This is a genomic window from Flavobacterium sp. KH_035, assembly GCF_057839565.1.
The window spans coordinates 2,205,573-2,227,898 of record NZ_CM174492.1 but is presented as its reverse complement, the minus strand read 5'-3'; the positions used below and the strand labels follow the sequence as shown (position 1 = coordinate 2,227,898).

General features: G+C 32.7%; 19 protein-coding genes and 1 tRNA gene. 10 read left to right on the top strand and 10 right to left on the bottom strand.

Annotation, left to right across the window (positions count from 1 at the left end; translation table 11 throughout):
- The first annotated feature begins 18 nt into the window (after nucleotides 1–18).
- The 7 genes from AC3IS6_RS09615 (at nucleotide 19) to AC3IS6_RS09585 (ending at nucleotide 8,636) form a co-directional block, all read left to right on the top strand.
- Nucleotides 19–2,409, top strand: coding sequence for a TonB-dependent receptor domain-containing protein (locus tag AC3IS6_RS09615; protein WP_489164677.1), 2,391 nt, complete (start codon nucleotides 19–21; stop codon nucleotides 2,407–2,409).
- Nucleotides 2,410–2,593: 184 nt separating this feature from the next.
- Nucleotides 2,594–4,120 (top strand): glycosyltransferase family 39 protein, encoded by a 1,527-nt coding sequence (locus AC3IS6_RS09610; protein ID WP_489164676.1) that lies wholly within the window; start codon nucleotides 2,594–2,596, stop codon nucleotides 4,118–4,120.
- Nucleotides 4,117–4,641, top strand: coding sequence for a DUF4269 domain-containing protein (locus tag AC3IS6_RS09605; protein WP_489164675.1), 525 nt, complete (start codon nucleotides 4,117–4,119; stop codon nucleotides 4,639–4,641). The genes AC3IS6_RS09610 and AC3IS6_RS09605 overlap by 4 nt, the downstream gene beginning before the upstream one ends.
- Nucleotides 4,642–4,768: 127 nt before the next feature.
- A tRNA-Met gene (locus AC3IS6_RS09600) sits at nucleotides 4,769–4,841 on the top strand.
- A gap of 302 nt (nucleotides 4,842–5,143) precedes the next feature.
- Nucleotides 5,144–5,719 carry a helix-turn-helix domain-containing protein gene (locus tag AC3IS6_RS09595; protein ID WP_489164674.1) on the top strand — a complete coding sequence of 192 codons (576 nt, stop codon included), beginning with the start codon at nucleotides 5,144–5,146 and terminating at the stop codon, nucleotides 5,717–5,719.
- A gap of 87 nt (nucleotides 5,720–5,806) precedes the next feature.
- Complete coding sequence (locus AC3IS6_RS09590; RefSeq protein ID WP_489164673.1) at nucleotides 5,807–7,291, top strand: serine hydrolase domain-containing protein; 1,485 nt, start codon at nucleotides 5,807–5,809, stop codon at nucleotides 7,289–7,291.
- An 814-nt stretch (nucleotides 7,292–8,105) separates the two neighbouring features.
- Nucleotides 8,106–8,636: an endonuclease V gene (locus AC3IS6_RS09585; protein ID WP_489164672.1), complete on the top strand. Its 531-nt coding sequence runs from the start codon at nucleotides 8,106–8,108 to the stop codon at nucleotides 8,634–8,636.
- Nucleotides 8,637–8,776: 140 nt separating this feature from the next.
- On the opposite strand, the gene AC3IS6_RS09580 is transcribed toward AC3IS6_RS09585, so the two are convergent.
- Nucleotides 8,777–9,679 (bottom strand): LysR family transcriptional regulator, encoded by a 903-nt coding sequence (locus AC3IS6_RS09580; RefSeq protein WP_489164671.1) that lies wholly within the window; start codon nucleotides 9,677–9,679, stop codon nucleotides 8,777–8,779.
- A gap of 78 nt (nucleotides 9,680–9,757) precedes the next feature.
- On the opposite strand from AC3IS6_RS09580, the gene AC3IS6_RS09575 reads away from it, so the two are divergent.
- Nucleotides 9,758–10,378: an NAD(P)H-dependent oxidoreductase gene (locus AC3IS6_RS09575; protein ID WP_489164670.1), complete on the top strand. Its 621-nt coding sequence runs from the start codon at nucleotides 9,758–9,760 to the stop codon at nucleotides 10,376–10,378.
- A gap of 263 nt (nucleotides 10,379–10,641) precedes the next feature.
- Here the strand turns inward: AC3IS6_RS09575 and AC3IS6_RS09570 are convergent, their stop codons facing one another.
- The 3 genes from AC3IS6_RS09570 to AC3IS6_RS09560 all read right to left on the bottom strand — a co-directional run bounded on the left by AC3IS6_RS09570 (nucleotide 10,642) and on the right by AC3IS6_RS09560 (nucleotide 14,166).
- The gene (locus tag AC3IS6_RS09570) at nucleotides 10,642–11,832 is read right to left on the bottom strand and encodes a thioredoxin-like domain-containing protein (RefSeq protein ID WP_489164669.1); all 1,191 of its coding nucleotides are present in this window, start codon (nucleotides 11,830–11,832) and stop codon (nucleotides 10,642–10,644) included.
- A gap of 522 nt (nucleotides 11,833–12,354) precedes the next feature.
- Nucleotides 12,355–13,167 carry a formylglycine-generating enzyme family protein gene (locus AC3IS6_RS09565; protein ID WP_489164668.1) on the bottom strand — a complete coding sequence of 271 codons (813 nt, stop codon included), beginning with the start codon at nucleotides 13,165–13,167 and terminating at the stop codon, nucleotides 12,355–12,357.
- A 450-nt stretch (nucleotides 13,168–13,617) separates the two neighbouring features.
- Complete coding sequence (locus AC3IS6_RS09560; protein ID WP_489164667.1) at nucleotides 13,618–14,166, bottom strand: hypothetical protein; 549 nt, start codon at nucleotides 14,164–14,166, stop codon at nucleotides 13,618–13,620.
- Nucleotides 14,167–14,303: 137 nt separating this feature from the next.
- Here AC3IS6_RS09560 and AC3IS6_RS09555 point away from each other — a divergent pair, with 137 nt between their 5' ends.
- Both AC3IS6_RS09555 and AC3IS6_RS09550 read left to right on the top strand, forming a co-directional pair.
- On the top strand, nucleotides 14,304–15,194 hold the full coding sequence (locus tag AC3IS6_RS09555) for a winged helix-turn-helix domain-containing protein (RefSeq protein WP_489164666.1): 891 nt from the start codon (nucleotides 14,304–14,306) through the stop codon (nucleotides 15,192–15,194).
- 116 nt (nucleotides 15,195–15,310) lie between these two features.
- The gene (locus AC3IS6_RS09550; protein ID WP_489164665.1) at nucleotides 15,311–15,718 is read left to right on the top strand and encodes a helix-turn-helix domain-containing protein; all 408 of its coding nucleotides are present in this window, start codon (nucleotides 15,311–15,313) and stop codon (nucleotides 15,716–15,718) included.
- Between the two features lie 195 nt (nucleotides 15,719–15,913).
- On the opposite strand, the gene AC3IS6_RS09545 is transcribed toward AC3IS6_RS09550, so the two are convergent.
- The 6 genes from AC3IS6_RS09545 to AC3IS6_RS09520 form a co-directional block, all read right to left on the bottom strand.
- Nucleotides 15,914–16,474: a hypothetical protein gene (locus AC3IS6_RS09545; protein WP_489164664.1), complete on the bottom strand. Its 561-nt coding sequence runs from the start codon at nucleotides 16,472–16,474 to the stop codon at nucleotides 15,914–15,916.
- Between the two features lie 180 nt (nucleotides 16,475–16,654).
- Nucleotides 16,655–17,590, bottom strand: a complete 936-nt coding sequence (locus AC3IS6_RS09540; protein WP_489164663.1) for a hypothetical protein — start codon at nucleotides 17,588–17,590, stop codon at nucleotides 16,655–16,657.
- Between the two features lie 118 nt (nucleotides 17,591–17,708).
- Nucleotides 17,709–18,182 carry a hypothetical protein gene (locus AC3IS6_RS09535; RefSeq protein ID WP_489164662.1) on the bottom strand — a complete coding sequence of 158 codons (474 nt, stop codon included), beginning with the start codon at nucleotides 18,180–18,182 and terminating at the stop codon, nucleotides 17,709–17,711.
- 265 nt (nucleotides 18,183–18,447) lie between these two features.
- Nucleotides 18,448–20,460 (bottom strand): M13 family metallopeptidase, encoded by a 2,013-nt coding sequence (locus tag AC3IS6_RS09530; RefSeq protein WP_489164661.1) that lies wholly within the window; start codon nucleotides 20,458–20,460, stop codon nucleotides 18,448–18,450.
- 334 nt (nucleotides 20,461–20,794) lie between these two features.
- A complete protein-coding gene (locus AC3IS6_RS09525; RefSeq protein WP_489164660.1) occupies nucleotides 20,795–21,304 on the bottom strand; it encodes a hypothetical protein in 510 nt (169 codons plus the stop codon).
- Nucleotides 21,305–21,506: 202 nt separating this feature from the next.
- The gene (locus AC3IS6_RS09520) at nucleotides 21,507–22,241 is read right to left on the bottom strand and encodes a class I SAM-dependent methyltransferase (protein WP_489164659.1); all 735 of its coding nucleotides are present in this window, start codon (nucleotides 22,239–22,241) and stop codon (nucleotides 21,507–21,509) included.
- Nucleotides 22,242–22,326: the final 85 nt, after the last annotated feature.

Genomic DNA, 22,326 nt, shown 5'->3' with positions numbered 1-22,326 from the left:
GTAATTAATTTAAAAACCATGAAAAATATTAGCCTTTTAGTACTTGCCTTTTTGTATCAGACGTATTCTTTTAGCCAGGAATTCGAAGTTAAAGGAAAAGTGATCAATCAAAATAAACTAGCCGTTGAATTTGTAATCAGCGGTTTATTAAACCAACAAAAAACTTTAGCTGCTCAGGCTTCAACAGACAGTCTGGGAAATTTTGTTCTGAAAGCTCCAAAAGGAAATTACCGTTTACTATTAGAACAATTTGGTACAGAATTCATGAACCGCGAAATTACAATAGATCAAAATACCGATCTGGGCACGATTGAAATTAAAGAGTCTGTGCAACTTGACGGCGTGACTTTAAAATCAAGAAAAAAACTGATTGAACAAAAAGTTGACCGACTTGTTTTTAATGTCGAAAATTCGGTAACCGCTACTGGCGGAACGGCTTTAGATGCCTTAAAAGCAACACCTACTGTAAGGGTTCAAAATGAAGCGATTTCGATTGTGGGTAAAGGTGAAATTTTAGTGATGATTGACGATCGTTTGCAAAGAATGCCTCAGGAAGATTTGGCGGCTTTTCTTAAATCAATTCCATCTGATAATATTAAGAGTATTGAAGTTATCACCACACCTCCGGCAAAATATGACGCAGAAGGCAATAGCGGTCTTATTAATATTAAATTGAAAACGGCAAAAGCCAATTCGTGGAATGCAAATGTTGGAACTTCCTACACACAGAAAACATACGCAGGCGGGAACGTGAACGGACTTTTTACGTACAATCACGATAAACTTTCGATACAGGCTACCGCTAGTAAAGGGAAACAAAAATTACTGACTTCTTCTGAAAGTTCTATTTTTTATACCAATGAAACCTGGAAACAAGAACTTAAAAATAAATCGACCACAGATGTACTGAGCTTAGGTCTTGGTTTTGATTATAAAGTAACTGACAAATGGAGCAGTGGACTAAAATATCTGGGCAGTTTTACAGATAAAGTGAACTCAAACAACCCATTTACTACCAGATTCAATAATGCTAACGGAATGGCAGATTCTTATATTACGTCGAACGCAAATGGTGAAAACAATCCAAAAATGAATGCGGTTAACTTTCATAATTCGGTTGCAATAGACAGCTTAGGAAAAAACATATCAATGGATCTGGATTATTTTGATTATAACAAAAATGACTCCCGTTTCTTTTCAGGGAATGAATTAGACAGTAGTAAAAATAAGATTCCCGGAGGTTTTTTCTCTTCAACGAATTCCAATGTCAATACCATCAAAAATTACTCAGCCAATATCGATGTTTCTTTACCGTACGACTGGGCAAACATTAGTTTTGGAGCGAAAACTTTCCATACTAATACAGATAATAATCTGGTTGTTTATGATAACGAAAGCGGAACACCGGTTTTCAATACCAATCAATCGAATGTTTTTAATTATAAAGAGTACAATCAGGCTTTGTATTTTTCGGGAAGTAAAAAAATAAATTCAAAATGGGAGACACAAATTGGTTTACGTATCGAAGCGACACAAACCAAAGGTTATTCTGAAAATCTGAATCAAACCAATACCAACAATTATGTAAAATTATTCCCAACGGCCTATTTGACATATGTTCCTAATGAAAGTAATTCTTTCTCCTTAAACTACAGCCGAAGAATCCGCAGACCTGATTTTGACTATTTAAATCCTTTTGTCATTAAAACAAGTCCTTATTATTATTCTGAAGGGAATCCGTATTTGAAACCTTCACTGATTGATAATTTTGAGTTTTCGTTTATCCGAAATCAAAAATGGGTAAGTTCTGTTTATTTTTCTCAGGTTTCAGATTTTGGACAGGAATTATCGATCATCAATCCGGATACAAATGTTACCAGAAACACTCCTTTAAACTATGCTAATACGTACCAAATTGGACTTTCGACTTCATACAATTTCAATAAATGGTCCTGGTGGAACAGCTTCACCGGATTCAATTTAAACTATCAAAATGTAAAATCAAAAACCAATTTTATTCAGTCAATCGATGGCTATAACGGATACATTTACAGCAATAATGATTTTACCATAAACAGTAACAAAACACTATTTCTTGGATTAAATTATGGTTTACAACTGCCGGGCCGTTATCAAATTTTTAATATTTCGACTTTGAATATTCTTGACATTTCAGTTAAGCTGTTAACTTTCAACAAAAATCTTTCTGTTACCATCATTGGTGAAGATTTACTGAATGCGCAAAAACCACTAATTTCCTATAGTTCAAACGATATTAAGACCAATGTAAAAAGCTATAGTGACAGCAGAGGTTTCCGAATTTCTCTGAGTTATAAATTCGGCAATCAAAACATCAAATCCAAACAAAGAGATTTTGGAAATGAAGAAGAAAGAAGCAGAGCCAACTAAATGTGTTTCGAACTTCATGCAAAGCTTCAGAAAATATCTGAAGCTTTTTTTATGCGTTTAGTCCAAACTTCAAAAAGCTCTTTTTGTCCTCCATCTAAAATAAACTTATATTAGCCTTAAATTTAAACGATTAGAGAAGAAACAGTAGACCCGAAAATTACCGCTTAAAAAACCAAAAACTACCATGACCAAAAAAACTGCCATCTTGCTAGGGTTTATCGCCTTAAAATTTATACTGCAATATATTTTAATAAGTCCTGAATATGATTTGCAACGCGACGAATACTTGCATCTTGATCAGGCACATCATTTGGCATGGGGCTATTTATCGGTTCCTCCAGTTACTTCCTGGGTTTCTTATCTTATTCTTTTACTTGGAAATTCGATTTTTTGGGTGAAGTTTTTCCCGGCTCTTTTTGGAGCTTTGACACTTATGGTGGTCTGGAAAACTATTGAAACGTTGAAAGGAAATTTATACGCTCTGATTTTAGGTGCTACCTGCGTTTTGTTTTCATCTCTGTTGCGAATCAATATACTGTACCAACCGAATTCGTTAGACATCTTATGCTGGACTTCTTTTTATTATGTGATCATTCAATACGTTACCACCGAAAACAAAAAATGGTTTTACATTGGTGCCGTTGTTTTTGCTTTTGGCTTTTTGAATAAATACAACATATTGTTTCTGATTATTGGTCTCTTACCTGCTCTTTTGCTGTCCAAACAAAGAAAAATATTCGCAGAGAAAAAACTCTATTGGGCACTGCTTTTAGGAGTGCTACTGATTTTACCAAATCTTTTATGGCAATACAACAACCACTTCCCTATTGTGCATCACATGAAAGAGCTCGCCGAAACACAGCTCGTTAATGTAGATCGAATGGAATTTTTGAAAAAACAGTTGTTATTTTTTATCGGTTCTTTCTTTGTACTTCTTGCTTCTTTGTACGCATTACTCTTCTACAAACCTTTCGAAAAATATAGATTCTTTTTTGCTTCGATAATCTTTACACTGATCATTTTTCTGTATTTCAAAGCCAAAGCTTATTATGCTATTGGTTTATATCCTGTTTATATCGCTTTTGGAGCTATTTTTCTTTCTCAGGCACTACAAACAGGCTGGAAACGTTATCTAAAACCTATCTTCATCATCATTCCAATATTATTTTTTATACCTATGTACGACTTGGCTTTCCCTAATAAAAGTCCAGAGTATATCGTAAAAAATCCGGAAGCCTATAGAAAAATGGGAATGCTTAAATGGGAAGATGGAAAAGAGCATGCGCTGCCACAAGATTTTGCCGACATGCTGGGCTGGAAAGAGCTCGCCCGCAAAACAGATTCTCTTTATGCCTTAATTCCGAATCCCGAAACAACTCTGGTACTTTGTGATAATTACGGACAGGCCGGAGCCATAAACTATTACTCTAAAAAAGGAATCAAAGCGTTGTCTTTTAATGCCGATTATCTCAATTGGTTTGTTCTTGATGTGCCCTACAAAAACGTCATCAGAGTTAAAAACTATTGGGAAAGAACTGCTGAGCTACAAGAAACAAGTCCTTTCTTTGAGTCTTCCCGTATTGGAGGCGAAATCACTAATAAATATGCAAGAGAGCATGGAACCACTATTTTTGTTTTCACAAATGCCAAAATCGACATTAACAAAAGACTCAAAGCTGAAATTAAAGAAGAAACGAATTATAGTAAATGACCGATTTTACCACTATCGACTATCTAAAAAACGGAAACACCAGACAAATTCACACTTATGAAATCCTTACCCAACATAAGATTTTGGATGATCTCGCTGAATTTGCCCCTATTTTAGCTGGCACTATTCCAATTCATATCGATATTGAAAATAGTGATCTGGACATTATTTGCTACTGGAAAAACAAAACTGAATTTATAGAGAAACTCAACGTTTCCTTCGGAAGTAAAGACAACTATACCATCCGGGAAGCACTAATTGATAATCAAGAATCTATTATTGCAAATTTTAAAATAGCCTCTTTTGAAATTGAGATCTTTGGACAAAATATTCCAACCAAAGAACAGAATGCGTATCGCCACATGGTTATAGAGTATCAAATCCTGCAATCAAAAGGCGAAAATTTCCGATTAGAGATCGTCAAACTCAAACAAAACGGTTACAAAACGGAGCCTGCTTTTGCTTTTTTATTAGGTTTAAAAGGAGATCCATACTCAGAACTACTAAAGTATGAGATTTAAACCACTTTAGTCAAAAACACAAACAACTAAATACCAGCTACTTAAAATTAAAATTCACATATTTAAAAATAATTCCGAAATTCCTTTGCATAACCGTATTTACTGTGTATCTTTGCACCCGAAACATCGCGGGATAGAGCAGTAGGCAGCTCGTCGGGCTCATAACCCGAAGGTCACAGGTTCGAGTCCTGTTCCCGCTACTAAGACAAAGCTTCAGAGAAATCTGAAGCTTTTTTTGTTTTTATTTAGATTTACAAAACAATGTATGATTCAGATTGTGGGCGCGAAGTATGGAGACGTTTGTGCAACTTTTCATAAGAACTCTTCGAAGAGCGGATTCTCCGTAATGTTTAACTAATATTTTTAAACATACTTAATCTCAGTGTTTTTGTCCCCCCTTTAAGTGAAATCAATAATTAACCAATTTTAGTCACTTTATTGGAAAAGATTTAAATTAGCATCGAAAATCAATTGAAAACAACTTTTTAGGATCATAAGTGCTATGTCAATACTAAAAACGATAAGAGAGCAAAAAAATATTACTCAAGAAGAGTTATCAGAAAAATCAAAAATTTCTGTAAGAACGATTCAAAGAATAGAGTCCGGAACTGAGCCGAAGGGACATACGCTCCGTGCGTTGGCACAGGTATTGGATGTACAGCAAAATTTATTAAAAAATACGGTCGTAATAGCTGAAACAGCTGAGATAAAAATCGAAAGAAGAGAAGAAGAGTTAGCACAAGAAAACATTAACTATTCTTTAATTAAGCTTATCAATCTTTCATCACTCCTTTTTATTATAGTACCACCCTTAAATATTTTGATTCCGCTTCTGCTGATGTTTAAAATGAAGCAGAGAAATAGCCTGGTAAGACAAATTATTTCAGTCCAGATTCTATGGTCGGTAATAGCGCCTATTGTGTTTATACTGGGAGTCTTTTTAAAGCCCGGACCTGAACTTACATTGGTCCTTATGATCATCATTATACTGTCTAATGTATTTGTTATTCTTCGCAATGCTGCAGAAATAGACCGCCATAAAAAATTATATTACAGATTGAATTTCAACATAATATAAGCCCTGTCAGTACTTTGTCGGGTTTTTGTCAGGGTCGTTCTTGACGGAATAACGAATGAAAATATAATCTTTGTCAAAAAAATAACAATGGCAAAGTATACTCATTTTATCCTCACTTTTTTTATCGTCTTCTCTAGCAATGTTCATGCACAAATAGAAAAGACTGACACCTTATACAAAACAATTATATCCAGAGACAGCTTGCTTTTTTCAGTAGGCTTCAATACGTGTAATGTAATACAAATGGAAAATTTACTCAGTGATCAACTTGAATTTTATCATGACAAAGATGGCTTTTCGGATAAAAAGAAATTTATGGTTGATTTTAAAAACGGATCATGCAGACCATCGAATACTTATAAGGTCAGAAGGGCTCTAGTTGAAAAAAGTACTGAAATCTATCCAATGTATAAAGAAGGAAAAGTATATGCCGTCATCCAGAACGGCACCCATCAGTTTTATAGAAAAGAAGCCAATCTGGCGGAGAGACTAACGGGCGCTGCTAAGTTTACCCATGTGTGGGTTCAGGAAAATGCGGAGTGGAAACTAAAAAGATCACTGAGCTTTGATCACCAGGCAAAACAAATCAGCGATGAGAATGTTTTTGAAGATGATCTTGCTATTGAAAACTGGCTGAAAGAAAACAAAATTCCAACATTAGGATTAGGAATCATTGAAGGAGCAAAACTGAAGCAGGTAAAAGTTTTTGGAGAAATAAAAAAAGGTATTTCTGCACCTTATAACACCTATTTCAATGTAGCTTCTATTACCAAACCTGTGACTACAATGGTTGCACTACGCCTGGTCAGTTTGGGAAAATGGAAGTTGGATGAACCTCTTGATCAATATTGGATAGATCCAGATCTTGCCAATGACCCTAGACACAAAAAATTAACCACGAGGATCATTCTAACCCATAAGACTGGTTTTCCAAACTGGAGGTTGATGAATGTGGATAAAAAACTGCATTTTCAGTTTGACCCGGGAACAAGCTATCAGTATTCAGGAGAAGGATTTGAATATCTAAGAAAAGCCATGGAAAAGAAGTTTGGAAAATCATTAGATCAGCTAGCCAAAGAATTGATTTTTAAACCGCTCAAAATGAAAGATACCAATTACATTTGGGATAAAAATACTGATGAATCAAGATTTGCTATTGGATATGATAAGGAAGGTAAGTCTTATCCAACAGAAAAAAACAAAGTAGCGAATGCCGCTGATGATCTACATACTACGGTAGAAGATTTAGGGAATTTTATGGTCAATATCATAAAAGGTGGAAATCTAAAGCCTGAAGTATTTAGGGAAATGATCAAACAGCAGGTAAAAATAAAAGACAATAAATCTTTCGGATTAGGTTTTGAAGTATATGACTTGGGTAACGGAGATTATGCTTTATCACATGGAGGATCAGACTCCGGTACACGATGTATTGCTCTTATATTACCTAAATCAGGTAAGGGACTTGTAATCTTTACCAATACCGATGACGGTTCTAAGATCTATGAAAAGCTGGTTCTTCATTATCTAGGTGAAGAAGGAAAGAAAATCGTTGCAATAGAAAATAAATAAAGTAAACTGGGTATTCAGAAGTGTCCTAACTTATCATTACTTGGAAACCTGAAAAATTTTAATTAATGATTCACAATTATTAAATCGTCCATAAAATGGTTCGAGAATTGTCCCGTTAGGGCTACTAAGTAAAACACCACTTCAACAAGTGGTGTTTTTTTTTATTTCAAAACGAAAACTGGTGGGCTCATATCGGATCAATACAAAATGTTGTGGGGTTGATAGAAGTTATTCCTTTTATTAACGATTTCAGCTCTTCATTTAAGAAATCATTTTATTACAGCTGATTTTATAATTAGTGTTCTCTTTCGGTATAATTATTTGAAATGTTTAAAAAGGGCTGAAAGCCCAAAAGCATAAAACTAGTGCAACGCACTATAAAGTAAGATAATGAATCATATTGCCCTGAAAGGGCATAAGCAGTTATAAATAAAGCATAAGATCTTGGTTAAAAGTTGCTAACTTTTGGAAATGTCATAAAATAAGACACACGCTTCTTGGGTTAGGCTTTCGCCCTTACAGGGCTTAAAGAAGCATCATCATTATTCATGGTGCTTCGCACCATGTTATTGCCAGAGCTCTTTCAGAGCAGCAAGTTGCAAGCACTTGTATCTTATAAGGAAAGCTGTACATTAAATCTTTTGCAACTAAAGAATTTTAAGAAAATACAAAAAACTTTGAGATTGTAAAAGCTAGTATTTTCACTCCTAAATTGCTTTATGATAAAGAGAATATTAACAATAGCTAAATTTTTCACTTATCCAATAATACCGCACACATTAAGTACCTTTGACACAATAAAACCAATAGAATTATGATAGAAAATTTTGTGCTTTTAGCATTTGACACTTATTATTTTGACGGAAAAGCCAAAACCGTTTGTATTGAATTTAATCAATGGAATCAAGACAAAGATTACAAAGTACATTCAGAAATAATTGATAATATCGAAGACTATATCCCAGGAGAATTTTATCGAAGAGAATTACCATGCATTTTAAGTCTTTTACAAAAGATGAAACTAGAAAATATTGACGCGATTATTGTCGATGGATATATTTATCTGGATGATGATAAAAAATATGGTTTAGGAGGATATCTATATGAAAAACTAAACCAGAAAATTCCAATAATTGGTGTTGCCAAAACTAATTTTGCATCACTAAATAAAGACAAAAAAAGCTTATTTAGAGGCGATAGTAAAAAACCTCTTTTTATTACTTCAATCGGTATCAATTTGGACGATGCATTTACAAAAGTCGAAAGTATGGCGGGGGAATTTAGATTTCCTACCTTATTAAAAGAATTAGACAGGCTGACAAAAGAAATACAAATAACTCTATAATAATCCTTTATAAGCTGGCTAGCTATTTGAATGCTTCCTGCTACTAAGACAAAAAGCTTCAGAGAAATCTGGAGCTTTTTTTATTTATACCTTTCTGATTCTCTTTGCGGACACAGATTGCAAATCTGCGCTATCGTTGTCTACATAATGGAGCGATCGGATAAATTAGTTTTTTTCATCTTCTCTATAAAAAGGTTAATTTCTTTCAAGTTATTATTCTTCAGCTTGAATGAATAAAATAGTTTTTGCTCTATTATTTTAAAAGACTTAATTGGTCTTTTAATTAAATTTTTGTCTAACTCTTCATCACATAAATGTTTAGGAACTATACTAAAACCGCTATTATTTTTTAAAGTTTCTATTATATCCAAATAAGAGGGTAAAATATATCTTGGAACTATTCTAGGATTAATATTAAATCTAGAATCCCAGTACTTTTTTATATCATTTTGGTTATTGTCATATGTAAACCAAGTTTGCTTTTGTAGCCATGTGATGAATTGCTTATCATTTCTTTCAATATTCTCTGGAATAACAATAGAATTGGAGCAAATTAATTCTAACTCTTCATTCTTTAAGTATGTGAATTGATGGTCGTAAGTATCGTGTTTTTTTATTCCAACCAATAATTGAATTTTTTCCATTTCAAGAGCTTCAATCAATTCTTTTTCACTTCCAAATTGGGTCACTATATACATGTCAAAAGTATAAATGTGCTGTATTAATTCTTCCCTAAAAAAATCTGTGGTACAACCAATTGTTATTGCAGATCGTTGTTTTTTTGCTCTTTGACCTGAATAATATTCTACTTTTTCTAATTCACTTAATGGATTATTAATTTGTGAATATAAAAATTTCCCATATTCGGTAGGTGCTAATTTCCGAGTAGTTCTTTCAAATAGTTTTTTTCCAATATGGCTTTCCAGGGCAGATAAATGTTTACTAACTCCAGGTTGAGTCATATTTAATTTTTTTGAAGCTTCTGTTATGTTTTTACATTCATATATAGCAACAAAAGTTCTCAACCATTCTAAATTAATCATAACATATATTATAAATAAGCAAACAAAAATAATTAAAATTATCAATGCATTGACTCTATATTTGTAAAAAAAAAGAAGATGACAAAAACATTAGTAATAAACTATGCACCTAGAAAAGGTTCTTACACCCAAATTTTATTTGATGAGTTTGTGGAACTAGCAAAAGGAAAAACAGAAATAAAATATTTAAATCTAGCTGAAACTCCACCAGAATTATTATTAGAGAAAAATTTGAATTTAATAATGGAATGGAATATGGGTAAAAGAGACTTTTCAGAAATAGAACTCTTAACTCTATCTAATCATCATAAACTTATAGATGAAGTTATTGCAGTTGATAATATTGTATTGGCTTTTCCTATTTACAATTTTACAATGCCAGCAACCGTAAAGGCCTGGATAGATGCTATTGTAGTTAGTGACAAGACATTTTCTTTTAGCCCTGAAACAGGCTTTAGTGGTCTTTGTAAAGATAAAAAAGCTCTATCAATAATAGTTAGTGGATTCGATTACAATAATTCCGACAATATCAAGGAATTTGCTTCATCTACAATAAAACAAAATTTTGATTTTATGGGTATCTCTTCAGAACAAATTTCAGCTTTTGGGGTCGACCAAAATAGGGACCAATTAAATTCAATTCTTGAAAATGCGAAATTGGAAATAAAAACTTTGATTGATAGATGGTTTCCAAATTAATACTAATATTTCAGCATCTCGCTCAGTTAGCATCCCCGCTCCCGCACGAATCCTTTCGTGCGGCAGTATGTATGTCAAGGCCTAGTTTCGTTATAAAGGTTTAAAATATTAAAAATGAGTAGAAACTATAAATTTCGTAATTCTGAAAGTGCAAGTAGAACGTACCACACGAAAGGATTCGTGCGGGAGCGGGGATAAAAAATGAATAGGATTTACTTATGATTATTTATTATTTTAAGGTATTATCAGGTATACATTATCTATTAGTTGTGAAATATTCCAGTAATCATATTTTCAATTTCTGCTTTGATTTCTACACTGCTGCCTATCCATCTGCCGATGATATTTCCATCTTTATCGATTAAGATTTTCACTGGAATTCCTGTTACCGCATAGGTATTTTCAATTGTGCTTTTGTTTTCTTTGATTGAAAAATGTTTCCATTTTTCAATATTTTCTTTTTGTATTGTAGCTCTCCACAAATCTAGCTTTTCATCCTTTGTAACACTTATAATTTCAAAGCCTTTGTCTTGATATTTAGAGTACATTTCTTTTAGAAAAGGAAAATCTTCTCTGCAAGGGCCACACCAACTTGCCCAAAAATCAAGAAGCACATATTTGTTGTTTTTATATGAGCTAAGTTGCACCAAGTTAGCATTCACATCATTTACTTCAAAATCAGGGGCTAAGTTTCCAATTCTACTATTTTTAAAATAGCTTAATTTTTCAGCCAATTGTTTTCCGCTGTAAGATTTTTTTACTGCTGGCCCTAATTTATCGTATAATTTTTTAATTGTATCATATGGAATTTGATTATCCTCTTCTGCCAATATGTGATCTAATAAGTCAGGTGCTATAAATGAATTTGATTTTTTTTTTATAAATTCAAAATCCGATTGCCTATTTATTTTTATATTTTGATCCACCCATTGATCCAACTGTTGATCGAGCGAATCTAAACTCTTTTGAAATTGAATTTTTAGAGAATTATCACTTGTAGCAGTCATTTTAACAGAATAAAATCTACTCAATTCTCTGATAGAATCGATTTTTTTGTGAATTTTTTCCTTTTCCGCTGTATTTTGCAATGCATAAAATTCATCGTTCGTTTTAGAACCATTTATTACTATAGTATTCAAATCATCAATATCGAGTTTAGCACTCATTGTGGACGGCTCCAAATAAATTATTTTTGAATTTAAGTTTGTCATATAAAATCTAGGGTCAGTACAAATAATTGCTTTAACCGGGAAATCAATTTCCCCTTTAAATACAAATTTATTGTTACAAATCTCTGAAGATTTGGTAATGCTCTTGCCGTTGTTGGCCTTATATGTCAAATAAATATTTTTTTTGTTCGTTTTTTGGGAGCAGACACCATTTAGCACAAAATTGTGCTGCGCTACCATTATAAATGGAAGAACTAAAAAGAAAATTGAACATTTTAATTTCATGTACATTATTTTTAAACCTAATTTATTGCATAAGAAGTGCTAAAAACTATTTAAACGTAAAACAGGAACGTCCATCGCACGCATTACAACCTGATCCCCAATCATATGCACTAGAACAGGCGCCACAATCTTTAGTACCAACAGGTCCTCCACCATCAATAACTCTCATCTCTCTTATAGAAAGCCTGCTTTTAGCATTTTTCAAACTTAATTGTTTTTACAACTATTAATTTAGCAAATATCTCATGTCTTTATCTCTTTTTGTAATATTGTATTATCTCTAATGTATATAATATTATCCTAAAATGATGTAAAAACAAGGGAGCAGCATATTATCATGATTAGTGCTTTTTACGATAGACTACTCCCAAAAGTTTAGACGAATTTATAATAAAAATTAGACAATAATGAGCCCCATATTTTATAGGACTCATTTCTTTTAGACTAAGCTTGATTCTATCATTAAATTATTCCCCTTAATACTATTGCCCAAATCCATTTTGGCCTGTTGTGAATAGTTTTTTATTTATTTTTCGCGATTCTAAATCCAAATCCGTCATTTCGTGTGCCTTTTGGAGATTGGTATCTAACTTCTGGCATATGAATTCCATATTCTAATGGTTTTCCATCTACGCTTTGGGTTTCGTAAAACCAACTAACACCTTTCGAAATTTTATACGATCCTTCTCCTTCTTTTGGCCCTTGCGGGTTCTTTTTACTTACTAAACTATCCTTTTCAGGGTTGTACCAATCAGAAACCCATTCACCAACATTTCCGGTCATATCATAAATTCCCAGTTCATTAGGCCTGAGAAGCCCAACTTTATGAAAGGTACTGTCTGAATTTTCTTTTACCCATGCAATCTCGATTGGATTATTACTGCCACTATACTTGTAATTTTTAGTTTTCTTTCCTCCTTTAGCGGCATATTCCCACTCTGCTTCTGTTGGTAATCTTCCACCGGCCCATTTTGCAAAGTCATTAGCTTCATCCCAAGTTGCCAGCATTGGATTTTCGTCTATCCATTTATAATATACTTTTATTCCGTATGCATTTTCAATAGGTGCATCAGGCAATTTTCTGCCTGTTTTTTCACAAAACTCGCGAAACTGTTTAACAGTTATTTCATATTTACTTATGTAAAAATCATCAAGTTCAACCATTCGGTGCGGACTTGTAAATCCTTTTATTGTGTCGCCTTTGGGGCTAATGATGATTTGGTTTTTGCCCTGTTCAAAAGTCCCTCCATTTACAAAAATCCAGTCAACATTATCTTGTCTACAAGAACTGAATATCAAAAGGCTGAGAAAGATCATAAATATATTTGTTTTCATAATGTCTGCTTAAAATTACTGTCAACTTCTTTATATGTTGTACAAACTACGCAAAGCTCTCCAAATTGGCGCAGCGTTGTGTGATAAAGTGCTCTATTTTTTATCATAAATCAGTAAGATGCACATCGAACAATAATCTTCATCCAACTTTCAACCCTATAAAAAGAGGTTTTAAAATTACACGGGGAAAAATCGATTATACGATGGCATGCTTAAAGAAAAAGATGAAATGATAGCGAACTAGTGAATTTAGATTTCCTACCTGATTAAAAGAACCAGACAGGATCACAAAATAAATACAAGTAACCCTATAAGGATCATTTATTATTTTGATCGCTATTTGAGTACTTTCCAATACTAAGACAAAGCTTCAGATTTCTCTGAAGCTTTTTTTCTTAAATTAAAACTCACAACAAAACGCAAATTTGAATGTATTCCGTAATTTATTTACTAGCAACCGTCTTTAGAAAGTTTACGTTTATAAATTATCCTACCATCTCGTTCTACATAATCACCCGATATTATTGGGTAGGAATACTTGGGAGCATGCGATACACTATGGCTTTTTATAATTATTCTGTCGTTAACTTTTAGACCATGTAATTGCCAAAATTCATCGTCATTAAAGTTTTCTGGTCCAAAACTAACTATATAATCATCTCCTTTAATCCTTACCATCACCCCGAAACCTAATTTTGAGTCAGGTGGAAGAGAAAGTGAGGTTATAATTCCATCCATTTTGGTATAACCATAAATGGACTTCCTTATTTTAGTTTCACTGGCATACACTTTTTTACCTGCCGGAGACTCTTCCCATTTTTTGTATACAATACCATCTGGCGTAGCCTTCCATTTATTCAATGCAATTTTCCTATCAGCAATAGAGATTGGTTTTTGAGTTAATTTTTTAGAAGTTTCACTTTTATTTTCACGATTTGCAAATACCAGTCCGCTTACCACAACCAGCGATAAGATCAGCGCATAAATGATTTTTTTCATGTTCTTTTTGGTTTAATTAATAACATAGTTATATCTCTATTTAAAATTTATACGGCAAAATTACTTTGACATTTTTCGGTTTAATAGATTTGAATTGTAAATAAAAATGTAAACTTTGTAAATAAAATATTGACAATATGCTTAATAGCCAAAAACTTCTTTATGGGAAACACAAATACCTGTTTACACTAATAGTACTCCTGTCTATCTCTGTAATCTGTGTAGCTTTCGATATGGGAGATGGTAATGATTTTGATATTTCCAGAAGAGAAGTTTTACTCCGCAAAATTGGACATGAACTACTTTTACAATCGGGTGACAATACATCAAGGGTGCTTCCTGTAAAAAAGATTTCCGAAAATGAATATCAAATCAATTTTGAGAATGACTTTACTTTTCAACCAGATTCTCTAATAAATATTACCAGCCGTTTTTTGGACAAAGCTCCCGGCTCAAGTAATTATATTGTTAATGTTCTTAATTGTGACAATGGTAACGTAACTTATGGATACGCTATCTCAAAAAATAAGAAAGATGACATTGTAACCTGTATCGGAAGAAAACAACCCAAAGCATGTTACAGGATTAATATTAAATTTAAACCAACGGGCATTATTAGGGCAAAAAACGGATATCTTCTCGGGGGACTTTCCTTTCTGGCATTTGTTGGATTTATTTTTTTGAAATCAGTTAAACCTCGAAAACATTTACCCGAAAGTCAACACACAAATATATTCACTTTGGGTTCAGTATTGTTCAATGCGAACGATCGTAAGCTTATCATGAATGAAAAGACAATAGACCTGACTGTTACGGAAACCCGTGTATTGCTCATTTTTGCATTGTCTCCCAACAAGACCATAGAGAGAAGCCGACTGCAAAAAGAAATATGGGAAGATGAAGGCGTTATTGTAGGCCGTAGTCTGGATATGTTCATATCAAAACTTAGAAAAAAACTGGAAAATGATCCGAACATCAAAATTGTTGTTGTACGTGGCAAAGGATATAAGCTTGATATCTCCTTCTAATTTGAGTATAATATCTGACAAAAAAGATATTTACAGGATATTTTTTTATCTTTGAAACCAAGACTTTTTAGCCTGGATAACTTTATCTTTGAGCCTACAGAAAATTGATATTCATTATGGAACAGAAAATACATCAGGGAAGAAACGTAAAACGCTTCAGAGAAATGCTCAATATAAAACAGGAGGCATTAGCTTATGATCTGGGAGAAGACTGGAATCAGAAGAAAATTTCTATGTTAGAGCAGAAAGATGTAATTGAAGATCATCTGCTGAAACAAATCTCTGCAGTGTTAAGAATTCCTGTAGAAGCGTTTCAAAACTTTAATGAGGATCAGGCTATAAATATTATTTCTAATACTTTTGGAGATAATGCTTGTGTTGGAAAAAATCCTACCTCTACATTCAACATCAATCCAATCGAAGAGTTAAAAAAACTTCACGAAGAAAAAATTGATTTATACGAGCGCATGCTGAAAGAAAAAGATGAAATGATGGCAAGGCTTGAAAAATTAATCAATAAATAGTTTCGGAATAATTCTTATTCATATCTGGAAATATGTAAATTAAGAAATAATTATTTATAAAATATATCAAAAATAAAGCTCCTGAGAAATCTGGAGCTTTGTTTTTAACTATCCTTAAAACCTTCTTTATCAACATTTCGTCGCGTTCACGAGCAAGACACTCGCTCCAGCAAGGGAGTAATGTATTTTGTTATGCTAAAAAGCAAATATTTGAGTTGCATTTTCTCCGACTTGCTTTTGTAGTGTACACTTTGAAAATTTCTTATTTCCAAAAAACATTGAATCTTCGAAAAGTAAATTCAAGTTTGGCAATTTATTAAAATATTTTACAGTTCCAACTTCAAAATTCATTAAGAAATACGATGAATTAAAAGCTATTTCATTATCTGACGACCATATCAGATTTAAAGTTGAAAAATGAATTTGAGTAATTTTTCTTAAAATGTTTTTCGGAACATTTCTTTCTTTGTTTTTGTAGCGTATTTTTAAACAACTCCAATTCTTACCGTCATATTTAGCCGTTATTATTTCTCCTGTTTTATATCTCAATTGAGCCTCAATAATTTTTCTTTTTCTACTCACTATTTCATCACAATACTTTTTCAACCTTATATCAGTTGACTTTAAAGTTATAACTTCATTATTTTTAAAAATAAATTTAAACGATTGTGGAGCTTCAATTCTATCTTTATTTGCATAGATATTTACAAAATTTAGAATTAAAAAAAAAGTCCAAATTGATTTTATATTTTTCATTTATATTGTAGGTTCTTTAATTATCGGCTTCATGCGCTTTACACATTAGGCTCACATTACAACTGTTTTGTGCCTAAAACAAGCATTTTCTTCGGATTTGCTAAATCATCCCAAATACAAAACCTACTTTTCATTAAGCCAATTGCCCAAATCCGTTGTAGTAGCTGCTATAAAACATTTTCATTTCCCTTTCCGCCAGTCTTCCAATGTCATTACAATTTTAGTTTTTGGATTGAAGTATTTTATTTCAAAAGTTTTTTGGTCTACATAATAATTTAATTCTTTATTCCCAACTTCTACTCTAATCCAATAATAGCTTTTTCCAGTATCATATGGAGATTCTAAAATGGTAGTTGAAGACCAATGTAGATTTTCAGGTATTTTCATCAATAATTGCGTAATCTTTTCTCGTTTTTCATTGTCGACATTACAAATTTCACAAATTTCAAAACTTGGATTTCCAGTAGGAAAAAAAACTTCATTGAGTAAAGGTTTATTTTTTTCAAGCTCTTCAACCCTTTTTTGAGTCCACACGTAATAAATAAAATGTTTCCTCGATTTGTCTTCTTCAAGATTATATTTATATGTTTTAAGAGCAGAGCTTTTATCTCCTATGCTTTCATAATAATTTCCGAGCGCATAATAGTTACCATTCCAATTACCAATACTGTCGATAAATGATTTAGCAGTCTTAAAGTCTTTTAATTTAACATAGTTTGCAGCATAAGCGATAGCTACACCTCCAGTTTTGTCTCCTTTAATATTTAGTTCGCTAATTGATTCTTTATATTTGCCAATATTATAAAACAACTCTGCTTTAAAACTATGTAAGCTACGGTCAATGTTAGGTTTAATTTGTGATATATACCTATCTTTTTCGTTCTTGTTTACGAGCAATAAACTGTCTACTTTCCTAAGAACTTTTTCTGGTCTTTTTTTTGATTCAACATATAGTTTATTTAAAAGATTATTAAACTTTGTAAATGCTTCTGAAATTTTTTCGTCTTCTTGATGCATTTTTTCGTGTTCCTTGTCAAAAGATAAATCCGGTTTATCGTTCTTACAAGAAAGAAGAAATAAAAGAAATAAAAATGTTATTTTTTGCAGTTTTTTCATGAAATATTACATAACGTTCTGGTATTACAGCGAGTTTGAAACTAAATTAGGTCCTATTTTCGAATTTGCCAAATCATACCAAATACAAAACCAAGGTTTCATCAAGCCAATTGTTTATCTAATTAGGATTTTTAAAGACTCTATCGTAATTGCCGCTCCAAGAAGTCACATAATATGTAATACAATCATAATCAAATCTTTCAAGTTTATTCCCGCTTTCAATAATGTTGATTTCTTCATTTGTTAATAAAGTTGTAGCTCCACCACCCGCGCAAACAACAAAAAGTTCTTCATTTAATATCTTATAAAAATATTCCAATGCAATTTCCATTTCTTCTTCGAAATCTCGTTCACTAAAACTATCAAAATGACAATGATAGTTGTCAAATCCAACGGTTAATTGATTGTCTTCGGAACTTAAGAATAAATTTGAAACACTATTTTCGTTTTTAGTTATGAGTTCTATAAAAATGTGATTTTTTCCAAAATCAGAAGGTTGTAATGATATATTTTCAAGTAATTTGCTATCATTCTTTTTTAAATATTCATAGACTTTATTTGAATAATCATTTAATTCATTCGAATTAATCATAACATATGCTTTAGTTTTTAATTTTTTAGGTTTGGTCTTTTAAGGTTATGCCTTAATTATATTAGGTGACAAAACCATCCAAGTTTGGGCAAATATGTATGATAAATTTCACACAATTATTTATTTTCAAATATATCTTTTTCATTACAAATTATCAAATTAAGAGCCTTTTATAAAGTTTGCAATTTCTAAAAAATAAAAAAAATGCGCAAAGTTCACAAGGACCTTTGCGCAAATTTTTACAGAAATACTTCGAAGAGCGAAATTACCAAATCGTTATTCTGTCTTTTTTCGGCAAAAACATTTTATCTCCGGGTTGTACATTAAATGCTTCGTAAAAAGGTGTAGTATTCATTAAAGTACCATTCACACGCCAAATTGGTGGAGAATGGGGGTTATTATTAATCCACAAACGAAGGAACTCGTCTTTCATTTTTACTCTCCATATTTTGGCTAACGAAATAAAGAAACGCTGGTCTGGAGTAAAACCGTCTATTTTTGTGTTCCCTTTTCCTTGTTCGGTCATTTTAAAAGCATCATAAGCGACTGCTAATCCTGCAATATCTGCTGTATTTTCACCAACTGTCATGGCACCATTAACGTGCAGATCACCCAAAACAGTATAGGTGCTGTACAAATTGATCACCTGCTGTACTCTTGATTTAAACTGTGCATAATCCTCTTTTGTCCACCAGTTTTTTAAGTTACCATCCTTATCATATTGCGCACCCTGATCGTCAAAAGTATGGGTTATTTCGTGACCAATCACCATTCCGATACCTCCATAGTTAAGTGCATCATCTGCATTATTATCAAAATAGGGAGGCTGTAAAATACCTGCAGGAAAAACAATTTCATTTGCAGTAGGATTGTTATATGCCGTAACGGTTGGAACTGTCGTATACCATTCTGATTTATCAACCGGTTTGCCCAATTTTGCCAATTGAAATTGATAGGCAACTGTAGCGGCCGAAACCATATTCTCAAAATAAGCATCTCTGGCAATATGCACCTTGCTATAGTCTCTCCATTTATCCGGATATCCTATTTTCTTAGTCATGGCGGCCAATTTTTCTTTCGCTTTTTGTTTTGTAACAGGACTCATCCATTCCAATTTATCAATTCTTATGGCATAAGCTTTTTGCAAATTATTCACGAGGATTAACATACGTTTTTTAGCATCTTCCGAAAAATATTTCTTAACATACAATTCGCCCAATGCGTCACCTAAGTAAGCATCAAGAACACTAGCCATTTTTTCGCCACGTGATTTTTGAACAGCCTGACCAGAAAGCACTTTGGTATATTCAAATGAGGCATCTACAAAAGGTTTACTTAAATCATCGGCATATCTTTCTAACGAATTTGCTTTCAGGTAAATCTTCCAATTAGCAATAGGAACAGATTTTAAAAGTTTATTAAGGGCATCATAATAAGCAGGTTGGCCAACATTAATGAAATCGGTTTTAGCCCCTAAATTATTTAAAAAAGCAGTCCAGCCTATGTTGGAATGTCTTTTTACAAGATCTGTTACAGCTATTTTATTATAATTGGCCTGCACATCCCGAAGCTCAACTTTTGTTTTATGCGCAACCGCAAGTTGTTTATCTATATCATACACCAAATTAGCATTCTTTTTAGCCTCTTCGGCATTGCTGCCTGTTTGTTGAAATAATGTAGTTAGGTATTTTTTGTACGATTCCTGTATCGCAACAGTTGGTGCATCTGATTTGAAATAATAGTCCCTGTCAGGCAAACCGATACCCGTTTGATAGATTTGAGCAATGTTCATACTGCTATTTTTATCATCGGTTGACACTCCAAAAGCTATAATAGAAGAATTGCCCACTTTTACTTCATTAACTACAAAGTTCATTAAAGACGGTAAATCGCTAATTGCCTCAATTTTGGCCAATAGAGGTTTGATAGGTGCATAACCGCGTTTGTCAATAGTTACAGTGTCCATACCTGATGCATAAAAATCACCTACCTTTTGTGCTATACTTCCTGCTGAATTCTTACTTTGCGAAATACTGTCCAATATTCCTTGCAGACGCATTCGTTGCGGGTAATTCATGAACATGTAGACACCAACTCCGGCTTGAGATGCAGGTATTGATACAGAATCATACCATTTACCATTTACATATTTAAAAAAATCATTACCAGGCCGCAATGTGGAATCTATTCCGGTGATAGCAATATTTTTTTCCTTTTGATGTTTAGAGCACGCTGTTAAAGCTAAGAATGCAATGAAGAGCATTAATGATTTTTTCATAATCTAAATGATTTCTATTAAAATGAACTGAAAAACGTTTGAAAGCAGGTATTTTAAAATGTATATGCCTGGCATATTTGATTTTAGCAGAACAATATACGAATTCAGTTTTTAATTCTGAAGTTTTCTTATAATTACCACTTAAAAAAATCAGAATTATAAGCCGTTAGTTATCGTTAATTATAGTAACTCATTATAATGTTACGGGGCTACAGCAGATTTACGACTAAATTATTCCCGTTATTCAGACTTACAAAATCATCCCAAATACAAAACCAACTTTCAATCAACGTTATTGCCCAAATTCGTTGTAGTGGCTGTTGGCAACAGGTTTTTATTTACTTCTTATTCTCAAATTAGTTATTTCGTTTTCTAGATCAGACTTTGATCTTAATTTCCGATCAGCCGTTTCCTTTTTAATTTGAGATTTTGACGCATTCGGAGACGGTGGTTTTGGCAGTTTTGTTGCAGAAATATTATGTTCAGGATTCTTAAAACTTCTCGTTAACCCACAAATATTTATTTTAATCACATTACCTGTGGAAGACTTTGCGTAAATCAGCCATTTTCCAACTTCATCAATTACAGGCCCACATGATTCTCTATATATTCCGCTGTACACTTTTCCGTTTTTTACTCCCTTAAAAGATTCAATAACTTTAATTTCAAAAGTATGTTTTTTAGCATCAATTTTTAAAACTTCTCCGACGAAAATATACTTTGAATTTGTAAACTCTCTATTTTGAATTTCTTTTAAACTTTTAGGGATTTTACACTCGCAAGCAGCTGATCTACTTGAAATCAAAAAAGTCAGAAATAATATTATTAAAATTCGTGTTCTCATTTTTTAAAACTTGTCGTCAATTTTCGGGGACTACTGCTGAGTCTGGAACTAAATTAAGCCCATTCTTCGGATTTGGCAAATCATTTAGATTCAAAATCAGAAGCTATGAAAAGGGAAAAACATTTAAAATCATTTTTATCAGCGTTTTCGCCTAGCGAATCCGTATAATCTGTGTACTATTTGCATTCTAAAATTCATTAATTTATGATTTACAAGCAGCAACCATAATAAAAATTGGCCTTCTTAGCTCGTCTTTCATTTCCGGATATTTTTCAATAATTTCCTCTGATGGTTTTGGTTCCGATATTTGTATAATACTAAAACCTGAATCAACTACAATATTTAGAATACTTGCTACTGTTCGATGGTATTTTACTACTTTATGACCTAAAAAAAAGGTTTCTCTCGCTCCTTCGTACTGGTAATTGTCAACTGGCCAATGTAGTCGGTTTCCATTTTCGTCTTTAAACCAATCTTGCTCACTTTTTGCTGTAAAAACAGGGTGTTCCATAGAAAAAACAAAACTTCCGCCCTTCTTTAAATACTTATTGATTTTACGAAAAAGAGCTTCCAGGTCTTGTATATAATGAAAGGTAAGTGAACTAAAAATAACATCAAACTGCTCCTTTTCAAATTCAATATCTTCTATTGGCATTTGATAATATTCTATTGATAATCCTTTTGATTTTTCCTTTGCTTTATCAATCATTTTTTTTGACAAATCAATTCCAATGACACTCTCTGCACCTTGTTCTTTTGCGTAAATACAATGCCATCCATAACCACAACCCAAATCAAGAACATTTTTCCCTTGAAAATCAGGCAGCATCTTTTTTAAAACATGCCACTCTCCTGCCGAATTCAAACCATCAATCGAACGCGCCATTTTACCATAGTTTTCAAAAAAATCTGTATCATCGTAAATATTCTGTTTCATCTCTTCATTTATTTATTAAACCTCACTCCCCTGGATCTTCTCCTGAATGCATCACAAGTTTGCCCGATAAGATTGATTAGCGTTA

Coding starts and splice junctions, on each gene's coding strand:
- AC3IS6_RS09615 (WP_489164677.1), top strand. CDS start 19: ATGAAAAATATTAGCCTTTTAGTACTTGCCTTTTTGTATCAGACGTAT.
- AC3IS6_RS09610 (WP_489164676.1), top strand. CDS start 2,594: ATGACCAAAAAAACTGCCATCTTGCTAGGGTTTATCGCCTTAAAATTT.
- AC3IS6_RS09605 (WP_489164675.1), top strand. CDS start 4,117: ATGACCGATTTTACCACTATCGACTATCTAAAAAACGGAAACACCAGA.
- AC3IS6_RS09595 (WP_489164674.1), top strand. CDS start 5,144: ATGTCAATACTAAAAACGATAAGAGAGCAAAAAAATATTACTCAAGAA.
- AC3IS6_RS09590 (WP_489164673.1), top strand. CDS start 5,807: ATGGCAAAGTATACTCATTTTATCCTCACTTTTTTTATCGTCTTCTCT.
- AC3IS6_RS09585 (WP_489164672.1), top strand. CDS start 8,106: ATGATAGAAAATTTTGTGCTTTTAGCATTTGACACTTATTATTTTGAC.
- AC3IS6_RS09580 (WP_489164671.1), bottom strand. CDS start 9,679: ATGATTAATTTAGAATGGTTGAGAACTTTTGTTGCTATATATGAATGT.
- AC3IS6_RS09575 (WP_489164670.1), top strand. CDS start 9,758: ATGACAAAAACATTAGTAATAAACTATGCACCTAGAAAAGGTTCTTAC.
- AC3IS6_RS09570 (WP_489164669.1), bottom strand. CDS start 11,832: ATGAAATTAAAATGTTCAATTTTCTTTTTAGTTCTTCCATTTATAATG.
- AC3IS6_RS09565 (WP_489164668.1), bottom strand. CDS start 13,167: ATGAAAACAAATATATTTATGATCTTTCTCAGCCTTTTGATATTCAGT.
- AC3IS6_RS09560 (WP_489164667.1), bottom strand. CDS start 14,166: ATGAAAAAAATCATTTATGCGCTGATCTTATCGCTGGTTGTGGTAAGC.
- AC3IS6_RS09555 (WP_489164666.1), top strand. CDS start 14,304: ATGCTTAATAGCCAAAAACTTCTTTATGGGAAACACAAATACCTGTTT.
- AC3IS6_RS09550 (WP_489164665.1), top strand. CDS start 15,311: ATGGAACAGAAAATACATCAGGGAAGAAACGTAAAACGCTTCAGAGAA.
- AC3IS6_RS09545 (WP_489164664.1), bottom strand. CDS start 16,474: ATGAAAAATATAAAATCAATTTGGACTTTTTTTTTAATTCTAAATTTT.
- AC3IS6_RS09540 (WP_489164663.1), bottom strand. CDS start 17,590: ATGAAAAAACTGCAAAAAATAACATTTTTATTTCTTTTATTTCTTCTT.
- AC3IS6_RS09535 (WP_489164662.1), bottom strand. CDS start 18,182: ATGATTAATTCGAATGAATTAAATGATTATTCAAATAAAGTCTATGAA.
- AC3IS6_RS09530 (WP_489164661.1), bottom strand. CDS start 20,460: ATGAAAAAATCATTAATGCTCTTCATTGCATTCTTAGCTTTAACAGCG.
- AC3IS6_RS09525 (WP_489164660.1), bottom strand. CDS start 21,304: ATGAGAACACGAATTTTAATAATATTATTTCTGACTTTTTTGATTTCA.
- AC3IS6_RS09520 (WP_489164659.1), bottom strand. CDS start 22,241: ATGAAACAGAATATTTACGATGATACAGATTTTTTTGAAAACTATGGT.